Raw genomic sequence first — 20859 nt, 5'->3', positions numbered from 1 at the left:
GATTTACCTCGAGCTCGTAATTACGAAGCGCGACGAGCTCGTGCAGCGCGACGCTTCAAAGCGCGACGCTCATCCTCGCTCATACCGCCCCATACGCCTGAATCCTGACCGGACTCAATGGCCCACTGCAAGCAAGTTTCGGTTACTTCACATCGACGGCAGACGCTCTTGGCCTCTTCGATCTGCAATAGGGCCGGTCCGGTGTTTCCCACTGGGAAAAACAGTTCCGGGTCCTTTTCCAGACACGCCGCGCGGCTACGCCAATCCATGCTTATTGATGCTCCTTGAAATCTGAGAGGGTCTGAAGGTCTAACGGCAATCAAAGTAGGGGTAAACGTTAGCTAGGAATGAAATTAAATCCTGATTACCCTACGGTTACTGGTTGGCTCTTCTGATCGTCAGTGAGGCCCGAATGGGCACCTCGTTTAACCGACCACATAAGGTTTTCATGTTACGAGGAAGTAAACAAGAGTCATGATAGCGAAATGTTGCTGAATGCCTGAGTGCTTTCTCACATGGCAATTGGCCATGAAGTCCGCTAGGTCAAAATGATGTGGCCCGGACAACACCGGCTCAAATCTCAGTAGTTTGAGTTCCAGACGAAGGTCGACGAAGATTATTGACGTGAGCCATCAAGAACGTAATATGACCCGTCCCGGTAGCGCAATTGTCGTAGCTGCGTTGGTGATGATAGAAGCCGTTGCAGTGCTGATCTACGCGGTGAGCTATCTGGTGAACCTTTCGACAGATGGCACCGTGAACATCGGCGGACAGATCTTCATGTTGGTCTTGTGCTTGCTCGTGGCAGTGTGGCAGGGATCGGTGGCGATTAATTTCTATAAAGGAAAAGCCTTCACTCGTGCACCAATCATTGTCTGGCAACTCTTCCAGCTTATTCTTTCTATTTCGTTCCTGAGTACAGACATTCTTCTCGTTAAACTTGCTGCGGTACTGGCGATGGCGGTTGCGGGGGTCTGCATTGTCATGCTTTTCGCTCCCAAGACCACTGCATTCCTAGGGGATAGGCCAAGTCGCTAGCTAGCGTGTCACGCTGGTACGAGGAATGTGCAGCAATCTGGGCTGACCATTGCGAGAGATGATTGCACGCCAATATCCCCTAGTCTGAACATCGTCACCACGGTGCAGTGGAGGCCACGTGGAAGGCAACATATCTCGTGCATGTTCGGACTCAACAACTACAAGTTCACGGTCATCAATATTCAGCGACGAATTGCCCAAGTCGTAGGTCAGCCGGGAAGAAGGCGGAACGAACAAGATGGTCTTGATACCTTGAAGCCGTATATTTTCCAGGGCAGGTGCAAGCCGTGAATCGGATGTCGACGCTAAATTGGCGCAAATTCTTGTAGGGGCGGCCTCGACGGCGGAATGACACATGCTGGAGAACGCAATAATTTCTTCCAGAGAATCCATGTAGAGCGCTCCCCATCTTTGCGACAGCGTTTTGGACATTGCCATCCGACCTGCCTCATCGTGATAGATCACCACTAGACGTGGACTATCCGGTAGAGACAAAGTGGCGCCGCCAAACGGTAGGTAGCCGAGCAACATTTGCCGAGTATGCCCGGATTGTTCCGGGTTTTCGAACCAAGTGCCTCGTGCGTCCCATTGATGATCATCAACCTCACGTGCCGAAAGCGCAGTGAGCTGAAAAATTTGGGGCGGATGTCCCGAGGTTATTTCGACCCCACGGCCGGTTAAATCAGAACATGCCGGGAGCTTGGGCCACATCATTTTTAGTGAGTCTGAGGCGTTCAGCGGAAAATACCATTGCGTGGTAAATAAGCCCGTCGACTTTAGCGAATTCTGGTCTCGGTCCGCTGCGCATATAACCAAGGGAGTGCTTTCATCGCTGTGACGCAACAGTGTGCCAAGTGCCTCATCGAGTCGTTGAAAGTGCTGGGGGTGAAGCTCCGCCTGAAGTTGTGTGATGCCGTGTATCAGAATAATCAGGTCCGAGTCCTTAGGTGTGGTCTCCAGAAAATCTAAAGCGTCAAAGAAGAGATATGGATCTTGGCCGGTAACTACCTTGAGACCGCTATTCTCATCGTTCTGGGCCAGGGGAGAAGGACCAAAACATAATATTCGCCGGCGCATTCGTGCGAGGGAACTAAAGACATGCTTCGCTCCAGAATCCGGCAGCCCACTAATTAGCAGTGATCGCTTCTGTCCTAATCCGACGATCAACGAGTCAAGCCTGCCCCCGTGGAGGTTATCCCGGACCCCGCAGTACAAACTCCCTTCTGGCTTTTCCTGCCAATTTGAAGGAATTGTCCATGGATCATTGGGCATCGGTAGTGCAAGCGCAAACCCCGATGAAGGCTTTGGACTGTTTGACCACCGGGAAATCAACCCTGATGCGTGAGCTCGTAATGGATCTGATTCCGTAAGCTCAGCTGACTTCGAGAATTTATATAGCGGCATCAGACGCATCGTGTGTCGGTCTCGTTCAAAGAGCTCACCTTCTAGAGGTGGTTCGACTGCCAGATGAAATTGAAAAGTTTCGGTAGGGCGGGAGGAACTCTTAATGATCGCCAGACCCGGCCGATCTAGAGTCGTCGCAGCAGTGGTACCAACTAGCTCTACGGATTCGCTGGGATCGTTGACGTGCAAGGCGATGATGGTGTTCAGATTTGCCCGAGTCTGGCCGGTAAGTGCACCGGCAGGTCGCTGGGTACTGAGTAATAGATGTATCCCTAATGCTCGCCCCACCGCGGCCAGGCGGTCGATCTTGGGACCTGCTAGCGGCAGGGTTTCCACGAAGACACGAAACTCATCGATGACGACCAACAACCTTGGAAGAGACTGCGGTTTCGTGTCGAGGCATTGGTACTCGAAAAGATCGCTGCATCCGCTGTCGGCCAGGATCCTCTCTCTTCTTTGCACTTCATGCTCGAGCTGCTCAATTGTTCGTTGGGCCGCCGCTTCATCCAGGTCGCTGGCGAAAAGCTGCACCTGAGGCAAATGCTCATAAAGCCCAAGCCCCGCACCTCCTTTGAAGTCCACCAGTACAAGTCCTAATTGCTCGGGGGAGTACTGGTACGCAAGGTCAGAAATAATTCGTCGCAACGCTTCGGACTTCCCTGAACCCGTGGTCCCGCAAATCAACATGTGTGGTCCATCAGCATCCAGATCAAGGTGTACTTCTTGTTCATCCGCGTTCAGACCGACACAGGCACGAAAACCCTGTGTGGAGCTAAGAGCCTGATCAGTGGATGGCACATTTTGCGCAGTTTGAAGATCAACAAACTGGTGCACGATGCGATCTAGCCGCGAAGTGCTCAGTCGGTGAAGCCGTTGCAGGATAAAACGCGAATCCGGCAAGGTGGCGGCTATCGGGTCCAACGAGATCCAATACTTAGCTTGTTCGCTAAGCGCCGGGCATAACGAAATCACCAAAGTATTCGGTAGCTCGAACGGTGTTCTGGAAGTCAGGTAAATAGTTCTCAACTCGGGAGTCTCTCGCCCGAAAGTTGGTGAATCATCCGGCACGTTGAGTTCTGAATGCCGTACATTATTCAGCAGTAACAAGGATGCAGGTAAGCAACATATGCTCGGATCGATGACCAGCTTCAGCGCACCTACGCTGATCAGTGGAATAAAGCGAGAGAAGATGTTGGCCAGGACCTCCGCCGCTTCCGAGTCTTGTGATGCGACAATCTGCCATACTCCGGGATCTGGCGCGCAAAAGACGGGGCCCGGACACGGCGCATCTGATTTTGTACGAGCACGTCGTAACCTTGACCTTCGGTGCGTAGTGGCGCCTGATTCTTCAGCAACATGCGGATACCAGAGCCCGTCGCCCCACACCATGGGAGGCAGCTGGGTCGGAGCGATTCCTAATGCAGTGCGATCAAGACCAGCCAGCAGGCTCTGACCCAACGGAGCAGCGTATTGGTCCCGTGCCTGAATGACGAGAGTTCGTTGCGCGCGCATGGTCCGTTGCCATTTACGTCGTTCTGAAACCATCTGCCATGCAGGGACGATAGCCATCAGTGCCGAGACGCCGCTGATGATCAAGAACAGCATTGAATGCATCAAAAAAGCCAGCAGTACGCCGGTCAGAAGTGGTACGAAAGCCGCAAGGATTACGGTAATGAGCCTCGATACATCAGGCTTGGCCGCGACCTTGACTTCTAGGTCTGCAGTCGAATTTGGTTTATTTGAATCGGCGCCGACGGGGTCTGCCACGATGAAGGTCGTGTTTCCTAACCGAAAGGTAGATCCGATTCCCAAATCTAAGCTGTCGTAACTTCGGCCGTCTGCACCGAAAACCTTGTGCCCCTCGCACGGTACCACCCGCCACCTGCGGGGTGACACCGTGAGCACAGCATGGCAGCGAGAAAGTAGCGGGTCCTGAAGCCAAAGAGGTGCGCCTCGTCCCAAAACCTGCTCACCTTGGGCCAAAGTGATCCACGCGCCAGCATCACGACCATCGCTGATGAATAACTTTGTGGAAGGCCCGCTTGCCAACGATTTTGAATTTCCCTGCGGCAAGTCACTGAGGATCAGGCTTTGGCCAGACTGACAAACCCCAAAGGTTTCGAGCCGCTGAGCACCAATGAACCAATGCTGTCCGGGGAACACGGATAGGAGCAAAGTAGCCAGCTCAGCTCCTGACAGCCGACCAGTCATATCCAACTCAAATTGCCGTGGACGCTGAAAGTTCCGAGATATCAGTAGTAGTTCGTACTTGACCATGAAAACTCCAGACCAGATTCAATGAACGCGTGGAACTATCAGATCGCACTATTCAACCTGCTCGGATAAATAAATGACGACCTGTGGAGATCGGATTCTGGTTTATCCACATTCAAGAAAGACCTTGAAAGCAAACGGATGTGCCTATAGCATCCCATTTCATACGAAGATGATTGCTGCACCGATGATGCGCTCGCCGGTTGTCCCCGTTTCGGGATCCTAAGACAGGACGAACAGCAGGAGTATGTCGTGGAAGCGTTGTCTATCGTTGAGGACGAGGTCCGTGAACTGGTTCGACGCCGAGGTTTAGACCCGGCCAAACAGCCAATGGTGATCAAGTCGCTAATTGAGGAAGTTATTCGCGACTATGACGAGCGAGCTTTACTCGGTGCGGTTCCTTCTCTGGATTCTTTAGACTCAGCAAGGCAGTCAGTCTTCGATAACGTTGCTGGTTTCGGCGCTTTACAACCACTCTTGGATGACCCGAGTGTTGAAGAAATTTGGATCAATGCGCCACACCAAGTTTTTTGTGCTCGTGGCGGGCAGAGCCAACTAACGCACATTCGGATGGAGTCGACTGAAATCGCCGCGGTTGTAGAGCGCATGTTGAAGTCTTCAGGTCGGCGCTTGGATTTGTCTCAACCATTTGTTGATTGCCAGCTACCAGATGGTTCTCGACTGCACGTCGTTATTCCAGACATTACGCATGAGCACTGGGCCGTGAATATACGTAAGTTCATTGCGAGAGCTGGAAAACTTGAGGATCTCGTTGAACTGGACTCCATGAGCTCGCAAGCAGCTCTGTTTTTATCGACCGCAATCGGTGCTGGGTTGAACGTCATCGTCACTGGTCCAACCCAAGCAGGCAAGACAACAATGCTTAACTGCTTGGCTTCCTCTATCGGCCCGCGCGAACGAATCATCACGATTGAAGAAATTTTTGAACTCAATCTGTCACTGCGCGATGTGGTGGCGATGCAAACTCGCCTGGCCAATCTTGAAGGTACAGGTGAAATCACGATGCGAAGGTTGGTCAAGGAAGCCCTGCGTATGAGGCCCGACCGGATCATTGTGGGAGAGGTTCGCGAGGCAGAATCTCTCGATATGTTGATCGCTCTGAATTCGGGAATTTCAGGGTTGTGTACCCTTCATGCGAACTCGGCGCGAGACGCAATTACCAAGATTTGTACGTTGCCACTACTCGCCGGGCCGAATATCACGTCCGACTTCACTGTCAAGACGGTTGCAGCTTGTATTGACCTCGTTGTGCATTGTGTACGCAGCCCCTCAGGACACCGCTACGTCAACGAGATACTCAGTATTCGCAATCGAGTTGAAGACGGACAAATTGAATCATCGACTCTCTTTGAACGTCAAAGCGATTCCTTGTGCACCTCACGTGGGGCAGACTGGGAACACGAAAAGTTCGACCTCGCTGGGGTTAACGTTGCCGAATTGATGGCAGTCCAATGATGGTTTTCTTCTTTGCGCTCTTAGGTGGGCTGGGGGTGGCGATCTTAGCGGATTGGTTGCTCTTTGCCCCATGGGTCCGCGCACCCAAAAGAAAGTCCATCATCAAGGCGGCCTTGCTTCAGGCCGGCATGACCAATGTTGCGCCTTCAAAATTTGTTGTTATATGCCTAGGGTGTGGCTTGGCTTTTGGCATCCTCACTTTGGGACTAACTGGAACTGTTCTATTTGCTGCGGTATTTTTCGGATTCGGTGTGTTTGCACCATGGGTTTACCTGCGCCATCAAGCAACAAAGCGCCAAGCTGCGTTGCAGGAACAATGGCCTGAGGTTGTGGATCACTTGCGGAGTGCGATTCGCGCAGGATTGTCCTTGCCTGAAGCGTTAAGCCAGCTCGCTACAGTCGGTCCGCAAATTTTGAGACCGTTATTCGCCGATTTTGCCTTGGACTACCGGGCGACTGCAAATTTTTCTGTTTCCTTAGAGCAACTCGGAGAGCGTTTGGCGGATCCGGTTGCGGACAAGATTCTTACGACGCTAAGGATCACCCGCGAAGTTGGAGGCACGGATCTTGGGCATACGCTCGCCACGTTGTCGGCTTTCCTACGAGACGATGTTCGCACCCGAGGCGAATTGGCAGCACGACAGTCGTGGATCGTCTCAGCTGCCCGATTGGCTGTCGCAGCACCGTGGATTCTCTTGCTAGTCCTTGGTACCCAAGAGGCAGCAAAGGAGGCTTATATGACTGCAGGCGGAGTCATTGTCTTGGGCTTGGGAGTCGGCATTTCAGTCATTTGCTACAGGGTCATGCTCCGTCTTGGCGCGCTGCCTGTTGAAGAGCGGGTGCTCTCATGAACACTTACGTATCCTGGGCAGCATTGTGCGGGCTTGGGTTCGGCTTGGGGATCTGGATGATCCTCGTAAACCTTCCTGGGTGGCGAAAAATGGCCTTTGCTGAACGAATCGCTCCCCACGTACGCGTAGGTGTGCGAAGCGCACGAATGCTTGAAGACTCTTGGCACTCAGAGTCAGGACATTCCACCCTAGGACAGCTCGCCTCGCCGCTAGTGACGCAAATTAGGAAGTTTGCTAGTAGGCACAGTCCCTCTGGGGACATTCTCAGAAAAAGGTTGGATGCGGCCGGACTGGAAATTAGCGTCATTGATTACCGATCCCAAGAGATTATTTGTGCCCTGTGTGGATTGGCTGCAGGTTCCGTGCTCACCGGGCTGGCCTCTATGCAATATCACTTGTCTTTGGTCTTTGCAGTCGTAGTAGTCATCGGGGTTGGACTACTAGGCTATGTTCTACGCGGCTGGTGGCTCGGAGAACAAATCCACCGTCGTGCCCGAAAAATACTCACTCAATTCCCCACGGTCGCAGAAGTCCTGGCACTCACCGTTGGGGCCGGGGAATCAACGACCGGAGCGATCGAACGTATCTCACGAATTTGCCACGGCGTCATTGGCGATGAATTTGTGAAGACTTTGAATGACATTCATTCGGGAACACCGATGATTCAAGCCATGCAAAAGATGTCCGATCGAATGCAGGTTGGCACCATTTCTAGATTTGTCGACGCGATTGTTGTTGCTACCGAACGTGGAACGCCGATCGCTCAGGTTTTGAGAGATCAAGCTCAGGATGTCCGCGACGCTTCCAAACGAGAACTGATGGAAGTTGCCGGTAAAAGAGAAATTTTGATGCTGGTTCCCGTGGTCTTTGGCATATTGCCGTTGACCATCGTTTTCGCAGTGTTCCCAGGCCTAGCGCTATTGGAGATGAGCTATTGAACCATTCAAAAAGGCAGAACTGCAACGCATAGATTTTCAAAATTCCTAGAAAGGCACGTCATGTTCTCAATCCAAGAGATGATAATTCGGTTCGTTATTGGGCTCACTACCCGAGCACAATCGGTGTGGGACCATCTTGTTCCTAAGTTGAAAGACAGTAGGGGAGATGTGCCCGGGTGGGTAATGATTACCTTAATGTCCGCAGTTCTCGTCGCGGCGTTGCTGGCGATTGCCGGACCACGGTTACAAGATCTGTTCAATCAAGCCATCGACCGGGTTTCTGGTCTGGGCTAGGCGACAATAATGCGCCGAGCAAGCAATGGTAAGCGACGACAAATTCTACGACTGATGTGCGAGGAAACTCGCGGGTCTGCAGTGGCCGAGTTTGTCATGATTACCACCCTGCTTGTCGTAATCGCGCTGACCTTGATTCAACTGGCGCTGGTCTTGCATGTTCGAAATACGCTGACCGATGCTGCAGCTGGCGGGGCACACTACGGGGCACTGGCCAACAGATCTGAAGCTGACGCACGAAGCCGTGCCCAGTTATTGATCACCGAAAGCCTTCATGGCGGATTCGCGCAGAACGTGGGCGTGAGCTCCACCAACGTTGGCAAGAACCGGATTATTACCGTGTCGGTAGATACGCACGTGCCACTGATTGGGCTGCTGCCCAATGGGTGGAACCTTCATGTCCAAGGTGAGGCCGTGCGGTATGGGTAGTCCTATGAGAGTCGCAGGTGATGCTGCGCGGAAACTACGTCGCGACGATTCTGGTAGCGCCATCGTTGAGTTTATTTTTGCCGCTACTGTGTTGCTGATCCCGATGATCTATCTCATTCTGGCAGCGAGTCAGCTACAGGCCGGTAGTTACGCTGTCGTTGGCGCTGCAGATCAAGCCGCCAAAGTGTTTGCTGCGGCTGACACTCCAGCGCAAGCACAAGCTGACGCCCGAGAGGCAGCGAACCGTGCAATGAATAATTTTGGCTATTCAAGCGCAAGGACTTCGATTTCGTGCGATTCCACCTGTCTGAGTCCGGGAAGCGTCGTCACGGTACGGGTCGAGCTTGATGTTCCGCTTCCGCTTGTCTCAGACTTTCTCGATGCTTCAGTCTTCTCGGTTGATTCGTCAGCTTCCCAAAGAGTTGATCGATTTGGTTAGAATCCGGCGTTTCAGACGGCAACTGGCCAGTGAAGACGGGCAGTCGCTGGTGCTGGCCATCGGCCTGTGTGCTATTACCTTGTTGACAATATCCGTCGTCTTGGCGGTGAGCGCGGTACAACTCAAAGCTCGACAGCTTCTGTCCATCGCCGACGGTGCCGTGGTGGCCTCTGTTGACGAGTTTGAATTTGTTGCCGACGGTCCAAACCCACGCATTCAACTAAATCAGCAGAGGGTTCAGCACGCAGTCGCGAAGTATCTAAGCGATGTCGGAGCCACTGGCAGAGTTGATAATCTGCAAATCCGCTCCGTCCAAATCCGTCCCGACGGGCAGGGAGCCACATTGGAACTTTCTGGTTCGGTCCAACCACCAATCGTTGGCTGGATTGTTCCCCAGGGAGTGCCGATATCGGTGAATTCAACGGCTCAAACTGTACTTAGTAGATGACCTATAGCTCGGGATTAGTTGCCGAAATGACGTAGTCTTAGAAGACCATGGCAAAAACTGACTTCTCTGCAGAAATCCGCACACTGCGCTCAACTTTCTCATCAATTGAAGATGTGAGCGATGTTGATCAGATAAAAGCTGACATCGCGACGCTCTCCGAAGAAGCTGGTGCTCCCGATCTTTGGGATGACCCCGCTGCTGCGCAAATCGTGACTAGCAAGCTTTCCTACCGTCAATCGGAGTTGGAGCGATTGACCAAGATCAAGACTCGAATCGATGATCTGGAAGTTTTGGTAGAGCTGGCAGAGTTAGAGGATGACGAAGAGACCATTCAGGAAGCGGACAAAGAACTTGTCAGCATCCATAAGGCGCTCGACGAATTAGAGATCGTCACATTGCTCAGCGGAGAATTCGATTCACGTGGTGCTGTGGTGACGATTCGCTCAGGCGCAGGAGGCGTCGACGCAGCTGACTTTGCCGAGATGCTTATGCGAATGTATCTACGCTGGGCAGAGAAGCGTGGTTTCAAAGCAACTGTAATGGACACGTCCTACGCCGAAGAGGCAGGACTCAAATCCGCGACGTTCGAAATTGACGAACCTTACGCTTTCGGAACGTTGTCCGTCGAGGCTGGAACGCACAGGCTCGTGCGAATCTCACCATTTGATAATCAGGGACGTCGCCAAACTTCTTTTGCAGCAGTAGAAGTAGTTCCTCTCATCGAGCAAACGGACACCATCGAAATTCCGGAGTCTGAGATTCGTGTCGATGTATTCCGTTCTTCGGGCCCTGGTGGTCAGAGCGTTAACACTACCGACTCTGCGGTTCGTATGACTCACATTCCTACGGGTGTAGTTGTATCGATGCAGAATGAAAAGTCTCAGATTCAGAACCGTGCTGCTGCTTTGCGTGTTTTGCAGTCCCGACTCTTGCTGCTGAAAAAGGAGCAAGAAGATGCACAGAAGAAAGAATTTGCAGGCGATGTGAAGGCATCATGGGGTGACCAGATGCGCTCATACGTGCTGAACCCATATCAAATGGTTAAGGATCTGCGCACCGAGCACGAGGTTGGAAATACTCAAGCGGTGCTGGATGGCGAAATTGATGACTTTATTGATGCAGGTATTCGATGGCGCGCGGGACAGCGCCGTCCAAGCAAATAGCAAACCAAGCGAATACCAGTCGATCTGAGAAGACTTGTCGAAGACCTTGGAAGTATCATCGCTACGTTGTCGGCAATGACTGAAAATCTCGTGCTTACACCGGTTAGCGAGGCTACGCTGAGGCTGTGGGTATCTGATGAATCTGGCAACACGCCTGCAATTTAGGCGCGTTCTACTGACTGCACCGATAGTGTGTGGAACATTGGCGCATCTATTGACGTTTGATCTCGAGATTGGTATTCGTGGGTCGCGCCCCGACGAAAACTAACGATTGAAGACATGATTAAATTCGAAAATGTCTCGATGGTTTACGAGCCAAAGCAGCAGAACGTTGCTCTGGATGACATAAACATCGAGATTAACCGTGGCGAGTTCGCCTTCCTTGTCGGTGAATCCGGTTCCGGAAAGTCGACGTTCCTCAGCTTGGTGCTACGCGAAAAGCGGTCCACTGGTGGCGCTGTGTATGTGGCAGGGCAAAACCTCAACCGCATACCTAGTCATCGTGTTCCAAAGTTACGCCGCGATATTGGCTTCGTATTCCAGGATTTCCGCCTATTGCGCGAACGCACTGTCTTTGACAATGTTGCTTTTGCGATGGAGGTCATCGGTGCTTCGCGTGCGCAGATTCGCGAACGTGTGCCAGATGCGCTCAAGCTTGTAGGGCTTGAAGACAAGGCGCGCCGTAAACCTACCGAACTTTCCGGTGGCGAACAGCAACGCGTTGGTATCGCACGCGCTATCGTGAACCGACCATCAATTCTTTTGGCGGATGAGCCCACCGGTAACCTCGATCGCAAGAACAGCATTGAGGTCATGAACGTCCTTAACCGCATTAATCAGAACGGTACGACCGTTTTGATGGCTACACACGCACATGAACTTGTTAGTGAATATCGCCACCGAGTAATTGAACTGCAGCGCGGACAGGTTATCCGTGATGAGATTGAAGGTCAGTACACGCCGATGACCACAGTGGTGAATCAGGACGGTTCACGTGAGCTGCTCTTGGGTGATTCTGCGGTGGAGCATGATGAAGAATCGCAGTTTACTGAGAACCAGAAGGACGAGGATCAGTGAAACTAGGATTTATTCTTCGCGAGGCAGCTAAGGGTCTTCGCCAAAACGTCGTTATGGTCGTTTCTGTGGTGTTGGTGACTTTCGTGTCGTTGACCTTCGTCGGTGCTTCGGCGCTCCTGCAGTTACAGATCAATCAGATGAAGGGCTATTGGTACGACCGGATGGAGGTAGCCGTCTACCTCTGTGACGATTCCAGTTCTTCAAAAAACTGTGCTGGCAACGAAGTGACTGACGCCCAGCGTCAAAACATTGAAAAGGTACTTAAGTCTGAACAGCTTGCTCCTTATATCAAGGAGTACGCCTATGAGTCTAAGGATCAGGCTTACAAGAACTTCTTGGACCAATACAAGAACTCTTCGCTAGTCGATCAGATCACTCCCGATCAATTGCCCGAATCTTACCGCGTCGCACTTGTCGATCCGGAGAAGTACCCGGTCATCAACGAAGCTCTCTCCACCGTCGGTGGCGTCGACTCCGTCGTAGACCAGCGAGAACTCTTGGAAAAGGTGTTCCAACTGGTTCGGGTTGCTTCGGCTGCTGCAGCGGTAGTCGCAATTGTGATGATTGTTTGTGCTGTCTTGCTCACAGGAACAACCATTCAGCTATCGGCCATGCATCGACGCCTCGAGACCACAATCATGCGGTTGGTCGGTGCTTCTAAGGCAACGATTCAGTTACCTTTCATCATCGAGGGAGTCATCGCATCGTTGATCGGTGGCGTTCTCGCTTCTGGAACATTGTGGCTTTTGCTGAAGTTCCTCGTTGAAGACAAGCTGGCTAGCGAAAACGTAGGAGTTGCATTCATCTCCACCAATGAAGTTTGGCTAGTTGCGCCAGTCCTCTTGATTATTGGTATCGTTTTGGCCACAATTTCATCAGTGGTAACGTTGAAGCGTTACCTGAAGGTTTGATCGAACACTCAACTTCGGTGAACTAGTAGCACGATAACTTTCTTAAAGGAGCCACATGCTGTCCAACGCAGTGCGTAGTAAGTTCTTGCGCGCCACCATCGGTGGGGCAATGGCTCTCGCTTTAACGTTGCCAGCAGGCATAGTTGTCGCAGATGATCTTGACGATAAAAAGACTCAGGTTGAAGGCAATATCAACAACCTGGAGCAGGATATGGAATTCTTGGATTCCGATATTCAGGCGACCGACCAAAAGTTGCGTGATCAGCAGGCTCAAGTTCCCGCAGCTGAACAGGCATTGGCTGACGCACAAAGCCGCGTCGCCAATGCACAGTCCGCACTTGCGGACCTGAACGATCGATTGATCGCTGCTCAATCGACTCGTGATCAGGTGACCGCCGAGATTGAGAAAAACGCTAAAAAGATCTCCGAAGCAAAAGCTGCGATGGCTTCAATTGCCTCCGAAGCTTATAAGCGTGGAGGTGTCTCTAGCGGCCTGGACATGATCCTGAACATGGATTCAACTCAGCAAATGGCTGATGGGCTGGATCTTGCCAATCGTGCGATGGAAGCGCAGAGCAACACTTATAACGATTTGGCTCAAGAACAGGCAAATAACGAAAACAATAAGCTTCGTTTGAATGCTGTAGAGAAGGAAATTTCTTCACTTAAGTCACAAGCTGAAGATGCGCTAGCCCAAGAGCAAAATGCACGCAATCAGGCTCAGAACGCGAAGAACGAACTGGACGCATTGGTCGCCAGTACCGAAAAATTAGGTGCTGAACTCGAAGCCAAGAAGCCACAGATTCAAGCGAAGCTAGCCGCGCAGCAAAAGGAATACGCTCAGGTAAAGTCCGACATCAAGGAACGCCAAGAGCGTCTGTTGCGAGAAGAAGCTGAGCGTAAGCGTAAGGCTGCTGAGGCTGAAGCTAAGCGCAAGGCTGCCTATGAAGCTGAACAGAAGCGACTGGCAGAGGAAGCGGCCGCGAAGAAGAAGGCTTATAAGAAGAAGGCCTTCGTACCTGCTCCTGTCGAAGAACCGACAGCGAGCCAATCAGCGGGATCCAGCGCTTGGGGCTTGGTTAAGCCAACGACTTCCAACAACCTGACTTCGAGCTTCGGATTCCGTCCAACCCCTGCCGGTACTATTGATTACGGCGGACGCGGTGGTTATGTGCACGCCGGAATTGACTGGGGCTTTGGCGGTCAGTGCGGAGCGCCGATTACAGCTGCGGCTGACGGTGAAGTTTGGACAGCCGGTTGGGGTGGAACCGCAGGCAACAAGGTCATCATTTCCCATGGCATTGTCAACGGTAAGGCTCTGGCCACTGGATACCACCACATGTCTCGGGTCGCAGTTAGTGTTGGCCAGCATGTGAAGCAGGGGCAGGTCATCGGTTATGTCGGGACCACCGGTAACTCGACCGGATGTCACCTGCACTTTGAAACCGTAGTAAATGGTGAGGCCGTGAACCCATTGGGACTTCTCTAGCGCTAGACTTGTAGTCTGTGCGCGGGAGTCCGCCCACGACATGCAAGGAGTAACGTGGCTAAGAAGAATCAAGAAGATCGGGTCATTGCGAGTAATCGCAAAGCGCGCCACGATTTCGAAATCCTCGATACCTTCGAAGCTGGCATGGTGCTTAGCGGCACCGAAGTAAAGTCACTACGCGAAGGTAAAGCCTCGCTAGTAGACGGCTTTGGCCAGTTCTACCGTGGCGAGCTTTATATCGAGAACGTCTATATCCCCGAGTACCTCAATGGATCGTGGACCAATCATGCCGCACGACGACGCCGCAAACTTCTGTTGCACCGTCAAGAGTTGGTGAAGATTGAGCGCAAGATTGGCGAAGCAGGTCTGACCATCGTGCCGTTGAGCCTCTACTTCAAGTCAGGTCGAGCAAAGATCGAAATCGGTGTCGCTCGGGGTAAGCGCGAGTATGACAAGCGTCAGACCCTGCGTGAGCAGCAAGATAATCGTGAAGCATTGCGCGCCATGCGTGAACGTAATCGCGGCTAGCTAAAAGGCTAAATTGTGGCGCATCTTACTTTGGGTTAGTCCTAGGGGATGCGCTATGATGGATAAACACGCTTTCGAGCGTGGTTGTACCTGGGAAACTGGGACTGACAACAAAATACGGGGATGATCGGTTTCGACGGTGTGAGTCGCGACAGATGAAGCGGGCCGAGGATGCAAAGTTATCTCGTAAACGCTCTTTGCAAAACAATAAGTGCCGAATCAAAGCGCACTGACTTCGCTCTCGCTGCCTAAGCAGCCAGACAGTCCGTTAGCCAGAGGTTGCTATTGCCTCTGATCCTAACGTCATTTAGATAGCCACTGTATCCAGCGGTTGTTACCGCTGTTGGGTACATATTTAGGTAACTGTGCCCGGATCAACCACATGTTTGCGTGATGGTTGGGGCAGAGAAATTCCGTAGCAAACTGCGCCCGGAGAAGACCTGGCAACACCACATCGGACGGGAGTTCAATTCTCCCCATCTCCACATATTTGAGCTCCGGAATTAGGTTTCGTACCTGGTTCCGGAGCTTTTTTGTGCGTTGGAGACCTTGCATCAACGTGAGATGTCGCCCGGTTGGATACTACTGCACCGTCAGTAAACACGGCGCAAAGTTTGCGAGCCTATTCGCGGCTAGGAGCATTTACACATAGACTTGAGATGAAAGTCGAAGATTTTCATGCCACGGACTGTGCAGAATTGGAGTGAGATAAGAGTCGATGGGTAAAAACAGTTCCCAGCGGGTGTCGCCTATCCTTTCAGCAGTCTATGCAGTCGTGGCTTTCCTCCTCGAAGTTGGCTTGCTTTTTGCTGCAGCTTTGGCCGCTATCGCATTCATCCCTTGGCCAACAGTGCCAGCGATTTTGGTCGTTGTTATTCCACTGCTGGTCATCTGGGCGATCTTCTTTTCGCCGAAAGCTACCGTCAAATTCAGACTTCGTACCCGAATGTTGTTGATCCATCTGATCTACCTCGGCGGAGCTTACACACTATGGCTGAGTATTGACCACGCCTTTACCGACCAGTCACAGAACTGGGCGATCGCGATGCTGGCACTGACCGGTATTAGCGCCATCCTGGTCCTTGCTACCGGTGGTCAAGCAGTTCCGCATGACCGTACCCCCAAAGCCGCGAAGCAGTCGGTTCAACGAGACAACTCGAGTGCTCCCAAGGGGCGCCGGGCTGCCCGCTAAAATCCAGTGGCGAGCAAAAAGCCTAGGTAGGCTGCGATAATTGCTCCCACTAGAGTCCCCATAGCGTTAGCCAAGCTAGCCAGTGCACGACCTTCTTTTAGCAGGCGCACGGTGTCAAAGCTCGCGGTGGAGAAGGTCGTATAACCGCCTAGCAGCCCGGTGCCGATAGCCAGAAGCCAAGCTTGATTTGGCACACTGTTCGCAAAGAATCCGGTGAACAGCCCCAAGGCGAAGGACCCCGAAAGATTGATCGTGATGGTGCCCCACGGCATGCGGGAACCGAACCGCGCTGCAATCAACGTGTCGGCGATCAAACGCAGTACTGCGCCAGCTCCACCGCACAGGGCGATGATGAGAAATAGCGTCAGATCTAGCTGCATATCACTTCACCGGCTTCGATGGGCCAACTTTGGTGCCAAGTAACATTCCGCACCAGGTTGCTAGCGCGCCGATGATGACCGTTGCTAGGGCGTAGCCCACGCCGGCCAGGGCTGAGCCACGTGCAATTAGCAACATGCTGTCGGTGGCCAAGGCACTATAGGTGGTAAAACCGCCCAGGAATCCGGTGCCCAGCAAGAGGCGAATTTTGTGTCGTCTCGGGGTTTGGCTCGCCGATGAAGAGAGCGTCGTTAGTAGCCAGCCCAAGGCAAGCGCTCCAAGAACATTGATCGAGAATACCGCTACGGGAACAGAAAAATTCGCCGGTTGTAACCGGCTGATGCCCAGCCGGCTGGCAGTACCCAAGGTTCCGCCAACAAAGACCAGTACGATATCGACCAGCAGGAATGTTGGCCTGAATTTGTGCAATGGGGAACTCAACCGTGTTTCACGCCCCCGTCACGTCGTGGACCCAGATCAATGAGGCTTCGATATAGTCCAATTGGTGAGGAAGTGTTATGGCCGCTCCTGGCACTAACCCTTGTGCAGCAGCTCGTCGCAGGAACTGCGGATCTTCGTCGCTGATCCGGTCGATGATGGCCTTACGTCCGCCAAAACGGTCCAGACGGATCGCTTGGGAGACCGGGATGCTGCCATCGGGGCCTGGAATGGCATCTCCATGCGGGTCACGAACCGGATGTCCTAGGCGCGCGTCGAGCGCATCGATAAATCGATCGGTGACCGTATGCTCAAGGGCTTCGGCCTCGTCGTGGACCTCGTCCCAGCCGTAGCTCAGCTCGTCGCGAAGAAAGGTCTCCAACAGCCGATGCCGCCGAACCATACGTAGGGCTTCACGCCGGCCGGTGGCACTGAGCGAGACTGACTTGCGCGGGATGTGCTCCACCAAGTTTTTTCCGGCTAACTTTTGCACCATGGAGGTCACCGAGGCAGGGGATAGGCCCAACTGGTCGGCGAGGATGCCGGTGCTGACTTCAGCGTCATCCCATTCGGTGAGGGTGTAGATCGCCTTGAGGTAGTCTTCTTCGCTGGTGGTCAGCGGTCCAGCGGGGCTCGGGACGCTCATTAGCGGTTCAGGTAGGGCAGGATCGCTTCGTGCAACTTGCCATTGGTGGCCAGCGCATTGCCCCCGTGGCAGCCTTCAACTCCGGCCACGGAGGTGAAGCGACCGCCAGCTTCGCGGACTACCGGTACCAGCGCAGCCATGTCGTACAGTTCAAGCTCCGGTTCAAACGCCGCGTCCACGGCCCCCTCAGCTAGTAGTGCGTAGGAGTAAAAGTCCCCGTAACCACGCGTGCGCCAAGCGGTGTCCAAAAGGTCCAGGAAACCATCGAGTTTTCCGGCCTCTTTCCAACCGCTCAGCGAGGCATAGGCCAAGGAGGAATCGGCGAGTTCGGACACCGAGGAGACCGAGATCGCCCGGGTGGTTATTGAGCCCACGCTGGTGCCTGGTTCGGTGACAAAGGCACCCAGACCCGTCGCGGCGTGCCAGCGTCGGGACAGGGCGGGAGCGGAGATGACGCCGAGCACCGGCTCGTCATCAATGAGCAATGCGATTAAGGTAGCCCAGACCGGGACCCTGCGCACAAAGTTCTTGGTGCCATCGATCGGGTCAATCACCCAGCGGCGTGATCCAGATCCATGCACGCCAAATTCTTCGCCAAGCACAGAGTCTTCGGGTCGGTGTTTTGCCAGTTCGTTCAAGATCAGCTGCTCGGCGCCACGGTCGGCGTCAGAAACAGGTGTCATATCCGGTTTGGACTCAACTACCAGATCATTGGAGCCGTACCGGGCCAAGGTGAGTGCGTCAACTTTGTCGGCCAGTTCTAACGCGAACTCAAGATCTTGCTGCAAGCTAAATTCTGCCATGGTGTGTACAGCGCCCTACAGTGCGCCGAGCTCCTTTTCGTGCGTGGTTTCCTCGGTAGTCACTAGCCGGCGGTAGGAGGCCAAACGATTTGCCGGTTGGCTACCCTCGGCATCCTTGGCCCAGGCTTCTAGTGCACAACCAGCCTCTGCCGCCGCATGGGTGCAACCGCGCGGGCATGCGGTGGCGATCTGTGCCAGATCCTCGAAGGCAGCCAGAATATTATCCGGATCGACCAGGCCCAGGCCGAAGGAACGAATTCCGGGGGTGTCGATGAGCCACGATCCTGGTACCTGTCCTAGGCGTAGCGCTAGGGCGTTCGAAGAGGTGTGCCGTCCGCGTCCGGTCACCGCATTGACGTGCCCGGTGGCGCGTGTTGCCCCGGTCAGCGCGTTGACCAAGGTAGATTTCCCGACCCCTGAATGGCCCAGAACCACCGAAACACATCCGCCGAGTAACTGCTCAAGTTCGGCCAGGGCGTTCGCATCGAGCCTAGCGCTAGAGCCATCGGCACCTCGTGCGTCAACACCCGAGGCTTCTTCGGTGGTAGTGCGGGAGATGACCACGGGGAAGTCCAGCCCCTCATAGTGTTCGAGGAACTCGGCCGGATCCTTCACATCGGCCTTAGTCACGCACAAGATCGGCTGGATTCCCGCGTCGAAGGCAGCGACCAACGCACGGTCAACGAAGCCGGTGCGCGGCTCGGGATTGGCCGCGGCCACCACGATCACCAGTTTGTCGACGTTGGCCACCACAACTCGTTCGGTCGCGTCGGTGTCGTCGGCGCTGCGTCTTAACAGGGTCGTGCGTTCTTCGATACGCACGAGCCGGGCCAAGGTATCTGGTTTGCCGGTAGTATCGCCGACCAGCGCGACCAAGTCTCCGGGCACAATCGCCTGACGACGCAGCTCGCGGGCTCGGGCGGCGATGACGATGCGTTCGTTGGCAGTATCCTCATCGAGGATCGCGGTATACCTGCCACGGTCCACGGTAATGATGCGGCCGATAACCGCCTTGTCGTAGGCCGGGCGATCCTTGGTGCGCGGACGCGAGCCACGCTTATTGGGGCGAACGCGAACCGAGGATTCGTCGTAGTCTGAGTAGTGCATTAACCACGGTCCTTAGAAGTGTCGACCATCTGCGCCCAGAGTTGGGGGAATTGGGGCATGGTTTTGGCAGTGGTGGCAATGTTTTCGACTCGAATCCCGTCGACGGCCAGGCCCAGCAAGGCGCCGGCGGTGGCCATGCGGTGATCTTCGTAGCTGTGCAGATCGGCGGCGTGTAAGGAACCCGGGATGATTTCAAGTGTGTCCTCGGTGGCCTTCACCGTGGCCCCGACCTTGGGCAGCTCGGTTTCTAGCGCCGCCAGTCGGTCGGTTTCGTGTCCACGCAGGTGGCCGATGCCGGTGAGCTTACTTGGCGAGTCAGCCAAAACGCACAGGGCCGCCAAAGTTGGCGCTAGTTCCGAAGCATCGGCGTAGGTGATGCCCTTGATCTTCCCGGTGCCGCGCACCGTGAGCACCGAATCGGCTCCGTGTTCAACCTCTGCGCCCATACTCTTGAGGATTTGCACCCACTTGCCGCCGACTTGGGTGGTCTGTTGTGGCCAGAATCGAATGCCGACGCTACCATTGCTGGCTAGTGCGGCCGCCAAAAATGGTCCGGCGTTGGATAGATCCGGCTCAACCGTTACGGTAAAGCCATCGATGCTGCCCTCAGAGATCCGCCATCCGCGAGAATCGGCGTCCACACTAATTTCCACGCCCATCTCACGTAAGGTCTGCACGGTCATCATGATGTGATCGGGGGAGGCCACCGGACCGTCAGCCGCACGAAGACGAAGTCCGCCCGGTAGTGCATGCCCGGCCAGCAGCAGTGCCGAAACGAATTGGGAGCTACCTGAGGCGTCAACGATGACCGTATCCGATACGCGCACGTCACTGGCATCGATGGTGAAGGGCAGCATGCCCTTGGCTTGTGGGTAATCGAATGTTGCGCCCAGGGCACCTAGCCCATCAAGAACCGGGGCCATGGGACGCAGTCGGGCGGCCGGATCGCCATCAAAGTGGACCCGAGCCTTGGCGACGGCAGCTAACGGGGGAACAAAGCGCATCACGGTGCCAGCCAAGCCACACTCGATACGCAGGGCCGATCCATCAGGCTGCGCCTGGTTGAGCTGATCGGCAGGAGTGATCACAACGGTGGTGGATCCATCGGGCTGTTCGGTGCGTTTGATGCCCACGCCAAAGGTTTCCAAGGCAGCGAGCATCAGCTCGGTATCCCGACTGATCAGCGTGTTGTGGATGGTCGACGGGGAGCTGGCCAGTGCCGCAAGGATCAGATAGCGATTGGTGAGCGACTTGGAGGCCGGCACGTTTACGGTCGCGTGAACCGGTGCGCCGGTAAATGGTGCGGGCCACCAGTTCTCGATGTTCGTGTGCGGTTGCGTGTGCTGGCTTCCAGAGGCGCTTGCGGTGTTGATTGCTGATCCTTAGGCTCGTGCGATTTTAGTTAAATCTTAGCCGAGATCTCTGGGGGAATAAGGTTTTAGACCTTGTGGTTGTACCTAGTGTGACGATCAGACAGGATACTTCAACAGCCAGCGGCACCACCTGCGTGGTGGATCCGGAACCTCGTGGACCCCG

At 54.1% G+C, this 20859-nt stretch carries 22 protein-coding genes and 1 other RNA gene; 15 read left to right on the top strand and 8 right to left on the bottom strand.

Features of this window, described 5'->3' with window-relative positions; translation table 11 throughout:
• Positions 1-20: 20 nt before the first annotated feature.
• Positions 21-269: a WhiB family transcriptional regulator gene (locus tag FJV47_RS07700; protein ID WP_159611671.1), complete on the bottom strand. Its 249-nt coding sequence runs from the start codon at positions 267-269 to the stop codon at positions 21-23.
• A 355-nt stretch (positions 270-624) separates the two neighbouring features.
• Between FJV47_RS07700 and FJV47_RS07695 the strand changes: the two genes are divergently transcribed.
• Positions 625-1038: a hypothetical protein gene (locus tag FJV47_RS07695; protein WP_159611669.1), complete on the top strand. Its 414-nt coding sequence runs from the start codon at positions 625-627 to the stop codon at positions 1036-1038.
• On the opposite strand, the gene FJV47_RS07690 is transcribed toward FJV47_RS07695, so the two are convergent.
• A complete protein-coding gene (locus tag FJV47_RS07690) occupies positions 1039-4209 on the bottom strand; it encodes an FtsK/SpoIIIE domain-containing protein (RefSeq protein ID WP_159611667.1) in 3171 nt (1056 codons plus the stop codon).
• Between the two features lie 759 nt (positions 4210-4968).
• Between FJV47_RS07690 and FJV47_RS07685 the strand changes: the two genes are divergently transcribed.
• The 14 genes from FJV47_RS07685 to FJV47_RS07620 all read left to right on the top strand — a co-directional run bounded on the left by FJV47_RS07685 (position 4969) and on the right by FJV47_RS07620 (position 15951).
• Positions 4969-6192: a CpaF family protein gene (locus FJV47_RS07685; protein WP_159611665.1), complete on the top strand. Its 1224-nt coding sequence runs from the start codon at positions 4969-4971 to the stop codon at positions 6190-6192.
• Complete coding sequence (locus tag FJV47_RS07680; RefSeq protein WP_159611799.1) at positions 6192-7043, top strand: type II secretion system F family protein; 852 nt, start codon at positions 6192-6194, stop codon at positions 7041-7043. The genes FJV47_RS07685 and FJV47_RS07680 overlap by 1 nt, the downstream gene beginning before the upstream one ends.
• Entirely contained in the window at positions 7040-7981 is a 942-nt protein-coding gene (locus tag FJV47_RS07675) for a type II secretion system F family protein (RefSeq protein ID WP_159611663.1), read from the top strand. The genes FJV47_RS07680 and FJV47_RS07675 overlap by 4 nt, the downstream gene beginning before the upstream one ends.
• A gap of 78 nt (positions 7982-8059) precedes the next feature.
• Positions 8060-8275 (top strand): hypothetical protein, encoded by a 216-nt coding sequence (locus FJV47_RS07670; RefSeq protein ID WP_235026392.1) that lies wholly within the window; start codon positions 8060-8062, stop codon positions 8273-8275.
• A gap of 54 nt (positions 8276-8329) precedes the next feature.
• Positions 8330-8704, top strand: coding sequence for a TadE family protein (locus FJV47_RS07665; protein ID WP_159611661.1), 375 nt, complete (start codon positions 8330-8332; stop codon positions 8702-8704).
• On the top strand, positions 8697-9143 hold the full coding sequence (locus FJV47_RS07660) for a TadE/TadG family type IV pilus assembly protein (RefSeq protein ID WP_159611659.1): 447 nt from the start codon (positions 8697-8699) through the stop codon (positions 9141-9143). Before FJV47_RS07665 ends, FJV47_RS07660 begins: the two co-directional genes overlap by 8 nt.
• On the top strand, positions 9085-9591 hold the full coding sequence (locus FJV47_RS07655; RefSeq protein WP_159611657.1) for a hypothetical protein: 507 nt from the start codon (positions 9085-9087) through the stop codon (positions 9589-9591). The genes FJV47_RS07660 and FJV47_RS07655 overlap by 59 nt, the downstream gene beginning before the upstream one ends.
• Before the next feature lie 47 nt (positions 9592-9638).
• Entirely contained in the window at positions 9639-10754 is a 1116-nt protein-coding gene (gene prfB, locus FJV47_RS07650; protein WP_159611655.1) for a peptide chain release factor 2, read from the top strand.
• Positions 10755-11033: 279 nt separating this feature from the next.
• The gene (gene ftsE / locus FJV47_RS07645; RefSeq protein WP_159611653.1) at positions 11034-11831 is read left to right on the top strand and encodes a cell division ATP-binding protein FtsE; all 798 of its coding nucleotides are present in this window, start codon (positions 11034-11036) and stop codon (positions 11829-11831) included.
• Positions 11828-12742, top strand: a complete 915-nt coding sequence (ftsX, locus tag FJV47_RS07640) for a permease-like cell division protein FtsX (RefSeq protein WP_159611651.1) — start codon at positions 11828-11830, stop codon at positions 12740-12742. The genes ftsE and ftsX overlap by 4 nt, the downstream gene beginning before the upstream one ends.
• Before the next feature lie 55 nt (positions 12743-12797).
• The gene (locus tag FJV47_RS07635) at positions 12798-14231 is read left to right on the top strand and encodes a M23 family metallopeptidase (RefSeq protein ID WP_159611649.1); all 1434 of its coding nucleotides are present in this window, start codon (positions 12798-12800) and stop codon (positions 14229-14231) included.
• Between the two features lie 54 nt (positions 14232-14285).
• The gene (gene smpB / locus FJV47_RS07630; RefSeq protein ID WP_159611647.1) at positions 14286-14759 is read left to right on the top strand and encodes an SsrA-binding protein SmpB; all 474 of its coding nucleotides are present in this window, start codon (positions 14286-14288) and stop codon (positions 14757-14759) included.
• A 119-nt stretch (positions 14760-14878) separates the two neighbouring features.
• Positions 14879-15247, top strand: a transfer-messenger RNA (tmRNA) gene (gene ssrA / locus FJV47_RS07625).
• 230 nt (positions 15248-15477) lie between these two features.
• Positions 15478-15951 carry a DUF2568 domain-containing protein gene (locus FJV47_RS07620; RefSeq protein WP_159611645.1) on the top strand — a complete coding sequence of 158 codons (474 nt, stop codon included), beginning with the start codon at positions 15478-15480 and terminating at the stop codon, positions 15949-15951.
• On the opposite strand, the gene crcB is transcribed toward FJV47_RS07620, so the two are convergent.
• From crcB to aroA, 6 genes are read right to left on the bottom strand one after another with little or no spacing between them, the layout of a single operon-like run.
• Complete coding sequence (gene crcB / locus FJV47_RS07615) at positions 15948-16331, bottom strand: fluoride efflux transporter CrcB (protein ID WP_159611643.1); 384 nt, start codon at positions 16329-16331, stop codon at positions 15948-15950. The two genes, FJV47_RS07620 and crcB, sit on opposite strands and share 4 nt — an antisense overlap.
• A 1-nt stretch (position 16332) precedes the next feature.
• Positions 16333-16758: a CrcB family protein gene (locus FJV47_RS07610; protein ID WP_235026389.1), complete on the bottom strand. Its 426-nt coding sequence runs from the start codon at positions 16756-16758 to the stop codon at positions 16333-16335.
• A 19-nt stretch (positions 16759-16777) separates the two neighbouring features.
• Complete coding sequence (locus FJV47_RS07605) at positions 16778-17413, bottom strand: metal-dependent transcriptional regulator (protein WP_159611641.1); 636 nt, start codon at positions 17411-17413, stop codon at positions 16778-16780.
• Positions 17413-18216, bottom strand: a complete 804-nt coding sequence (locus FJV47_RS07600) for an inositol monophosphatase family protein (RefSeq protein ID WP_159611639.1) — start codon at positions 18214-18216, stop codon at positions 17413-17415. The genes FJV47_RS07605 and FJV47_RS07600 overlap by 1 nt, the downstream gene beginning before the upstream one ends.
• Before the next feature lie 15 nt (positions 18217-18231).
• Positions 18232-19323 (bottom strand): ribosome small subunit-dependent GTPase A, encoded by a 1092-nt coding sequence (locus FJV47_RS07595; protein WP_159611637.1) that lies wholly within the window; start codon positions 19321-19323, stop codon positions 18232-18234.
• On the bottom strand, positions 19323-20645 hold the full coding sequence (gene aroA / locus FJV47_RS07590; protein WP_255474747.1) for a 3-phosphoshikimate 1-carboxyvinyltransferase: 1323 nt from the start codon (positions 20643-20645) through the stop codon (positions 19323-19325). Before aroA ends, FJV47_RS07595 begins: the two co-directional genes overlap by 1 nt.
• Positions 20646-20859: the final 214 nt, after the last annotated feature.

Origin of the sequence: Glutamicibacter sp. JC586 (genome assembly GCF_009805585.1) — a bacterium.
GTDB lineage: Bacteria > Actinomycetota > Actinomycetes > Actinomycetales > Micrococcaceae > Glutamicibacter.
Note: the sequence above shows the minus strand (reverse complement) of the source record. Positions and strands in the feature narration are given on the sequence as shown.